The sequence below is a fragment of the Sphingomonas sp. LaA6.9 genome (assembly GCF_022601895.1).
Taxonomy (GTDB): Bacteria; Pseudomonadota; Alphaproteobacteria; order Sphingomonadales; family Sphingomonadaceae; genus Sphingobium_A.
Window position 1 is genome coordinate 1 of sequence record NZ_JAKVIO010000088.1, and the last position, 3,846, is coordinate 3,846.

Annotated in this window: 1 protein-coding gene; it reads right to left on the minus strand. The window is 65.7% G+C overall.

The genetic code is table 11. The annotated features are described in order from the left end of the window. Window positions 1-3,846 (minus strand): Ig-like domain-containing protein (locus MKI88_RS21240; protein ID WP_241633544.1); only part of this gene is annotated, 3,846 nt, incomplete at both ends.

The following is a 3,846-nucleotide window of genomic DNA, read 5'->3' on the forward strand; positions in this document are numbered from 1 at the left end:
CGCCCGTGCCCGTGAGCACATTGCCGTCAGCGACCAGCGGGCCATCCTCGGTGACGCTGTCGATATCCGCACGCGCGGTCGGGCTGTCGTCATCGACGTTGATCGAAAGCGTCCCCGTGGTGGTGTCGCCATCGCCGTCGGTGACGTGATAAGTGATGTTGAACGCCTTGTTGTCCTCGTCGGCGCCGGTGTGCCGGACGGGCGCGTTCTGGGTGACGCTGTAGGCACCCGTCGCCGGATCGAGCGTCACCGTCATGACGAGCGTGCCGTTTTGCTTCACAAGCAGGTCCGAGCCCGAAAGCTCATAGACGAAACCCGCGGGCGCTCCGCTCTGCAGCAGCGCGATCGTGCCGCCATCGGCACCGAAGCTGTGCGCCAGCGTGCCGGTGACATTGAGGCCATCGACATCGTCGCCGGTGCCGCCGGGATTGCCGCCCGTCAGCGCATCGTCGTCGAGGCGCACCAGCACATTGGCATTGGTCGTGGGCAGATCATCGGAGACTGCGACATTGACGACGCCCGTCGCGGTATCTCCGTCGATATCGGTGGCGACAACGCCAACGCTGCCGAGCGCCGCGATATCGTCGACATTGATGCCGGGATGGCTGTCGTAATTGTCATTGAGCGTGGCGGTCACCTGCGCGGTGTCGCCAACGCGCACCAGATCGAGCGTGACGATCGTCGTCGCGCCGTCCTTACCGACGATCTGGGTGCCCGAGACGCGAGTCCAGCTGAGCCCGCCTCCAAGCCCGGTCAGGTCGGTGCCGAAGACGATATTTGCGATCGCGTCGGAGCCCGGTGTGAAGGCGATGCTCGCAGAGGTGCTGTCGGGGGCCGCAGGCGTTGAACCATTGGCCAGGTTCTGATCGTCGAGCGTCAATGTGATCGGCGCGCCGGCGACCGGAACCTGGCCGTCGATGATGGTGACAGGCTGGGTCGCGTCAGCCTGATCACCATCACCATCCGTGATGACATAGCTGAACGAGGCATCGATGCCCGACGCATTGTTCAGACCCGAATGGGGATCGAAGGTCCAGGCGCCATTGGCCTGGAAGCTGTAGGCACCATTCGCGGTGACGACATTGGTCGTGCCTGTCGCGGCAATGGCGGTCGTGACGCCGCCGATCGTGACCGATGTCAGTGTCGCGCCGTCGGCGCCCGGGGTGTCGTTGGCCAGCACATTGCCGCCCACCGTGCCCGGCGAATCCTCGGCGATCGAGACGGGCGCGTCGTTACGAGCGACCGGCACGTCGTCGATCACGTCGATCGTGATCGTGCTGGTGACCGTGTTGCCATCGGCGTCGGTCGCCAGGAAGGTGAAGGTCTCGGCATTGTCGACGGTGTTGGCGCCGTTGTTCGCGGTCACGCCATCGAGGGCCTGATTGAGCGTATAGCTGTAGCTGCCATTGGGATCGAGCGTCAGCGTGCCGAGGCTGCCCGTGCCCGAGCCCACGAGCGTGAAGGTGAAGGGACCGGTGCCCCCGGTCACATTGTCGACCAGCGTGCCGGTGGCGGTCTCGGCGGTGCTCGCCGGATCGCTGCCGATCACAGGAAGCGCCGCCTCGTTCACGGTCACGTCGTCCGCGCGTGCCGCAAGGCCGCTATCGGAGATGTCGATGACGAGCGTCGTCGTCGAGATGTCGCCATCGGCGTCGCGGACGGTGTAGACGAAGGTCTCGCTCGCGCCGCCTGAAGGCACCGCATTGGCGGCAGCGTCATAGGTATAGCTGCCATCGGCGTTGAGCGTCAGCGTGCCGTAGAGACCGGCAATCGTGTTGCCGACGCCCGTCGCGACTGGCGTTGTCGTGTCGCCGCCCGCAGCGCGGACACCGACGACTCCGCCCCCCGCGGCGAAGCCGTCAGCGCCCGCAACGTCGTTGGCGAGCACGCCCGAGGCCGCATCGACAACGAGCACAGCGCCTTCGGCGACGCTGCCGGAATCGGCATTGGCGGTCGATACATCGTCTATGACGCGCACGTCGAGGCTGGCATTCGCGCTCGATCCGTCGCTGTCGGTAACGACGACCGCAAAGCTCTCGGCGACACCGTCCTTGCCCTGAAGCGTATGCGCCAGCGTATTGTCGGTCAGTTCATAGCTGTAGGTGAAGGTGCCGCCGATCACGGAACCATCGGCGCCGGTCACGGGCGTGAAGCCGGTGATCGACAGCGTCCCGATCGCGGTGGTCACGCTCTGTGCGGTGAAGACACCATTGGCCACGACCTGAACGCCGCCGATCGTGACATTGCCGAGTCCGTCGGGCGTGTCGATCGTGAAGCTTTCGCCCTGGACCAGCGCCGCCGCATCGGGCGAGCTGCCATCGGCGAGATCGTCTTCATAAACCTCGAGCTCACCACCCTCAACGGCGAGGCCATTGATGACGACGCCGTCATCGGCACCGTTGATCGTGATGACTAGCGTCGCGCCCGAGCTATCGCCATCGCCGTCGCGAATGGCATAGTCGAAATTCTCGGTCAGCGTCTCGCCCGCCGACAGCCCCTGCACGGGCTGGCTCGCATTGTTGAGCGTATAGACATAGCTGCCATCGGCATTGAGCACGAGCGTGCCATATTGCCCCTCGAAGGTGCCGGTGATGGTGACCACGGCGCCGTCAGCGCCCCGGACATCCGCCACACCGTCGCTGGCATTGAGGTCGGTGCCGCCATTGCCGGTAAGGACGTTGCCGTCGGCGATAACGGGGCCATCCTCGGTGACGCTGTCGGCATCGTCGAGCGCGGTGGGTGCGTCGTCGACGATCGTGATGTCGAGGCTGTCGCTGGCCACGTCGCCATCGGCGTCTGTCACGACCAGTGCGAAGCTGACGCCCGATGTGTCCGCCAGCGTATTGTCGGTCAGCGTATAGGTATAGCCGATGCTTCCCGTGCCCGTCGCCGCGTCATAGCTGAAGCTGGTGACGACCAGTGTACCCGTCGCATCGCTGGCAACCGTCTGCGGCAGGGCGCCCGGCGTAATCACGGTGCCGCCGAGCGATACGCTGCCGATCCCGTCGGGCGAGGTGAAGTCGATCGTGCCCGATACCTGCTCGCTATTCGCCGCGCTGCCCGAGCCTTCGCTCTCGCCACCGCGCGCTGGCAGGCCAGCCTCATGAACCGTGGTCGTCTCGCCGCCCGCGGCGGGAACATCGGTCGATGGCGTGTCATCGCCGATCGTGATGACCAGCGTGGCCGACGACGTATCGCCATCACCGTCAGTCAGCGTGTAACCGAAGCTGTCGGTGACGCCACCGGGCGTGCCGGGATTGCGGACATAGCTGTAGCTGCCATCGGCGCCCAGCGTCAGCGTGCCATATTGCCCCGCGATCGCGGTGCCCGCAGCGACGCTCGTCGTGCCATTGCCGATCGCGGTGACGGTGGCGCCGTCTGCGCCCTGCGTGTCGGCGCCGGTGGAGCCGCTGGTGGTGCCGGCGCCCGTGATGACATTGCCCGTCTCCGGGCCGAAGGTGCCGCCAGCTAAGCTGTCGCTGTCATTCCGCGCGGTCGGCGCATCGTCGGCGATATTGATGACCAGCGGAAGGGTCAGGCTGTCACCGTCGTTGTCGACCACCGTGACCGTGAAGATATCGGCGGTGATGTTACCCGAGGTGTTGTCGCTGAGCGTATAGCTGTACTCGATCGTGCCAGGGGAGACGCTGGTGATCGTCAACGCACCCTTCGGCGTGGTGATGACCTGACCGATAGCCGTGATCGCTGTGCCGTTGATCGTCACGCTTGCCGCGCCATCGGGCACAGTGAGAGTCATCGCGCCGGTGTTGGTTTCGACGTTGGTCGCCGAAGCCGACCCCTCCGGCTCACCAGCGCGCGCGGGCAGCCCCGCCTCCGAAACATCGG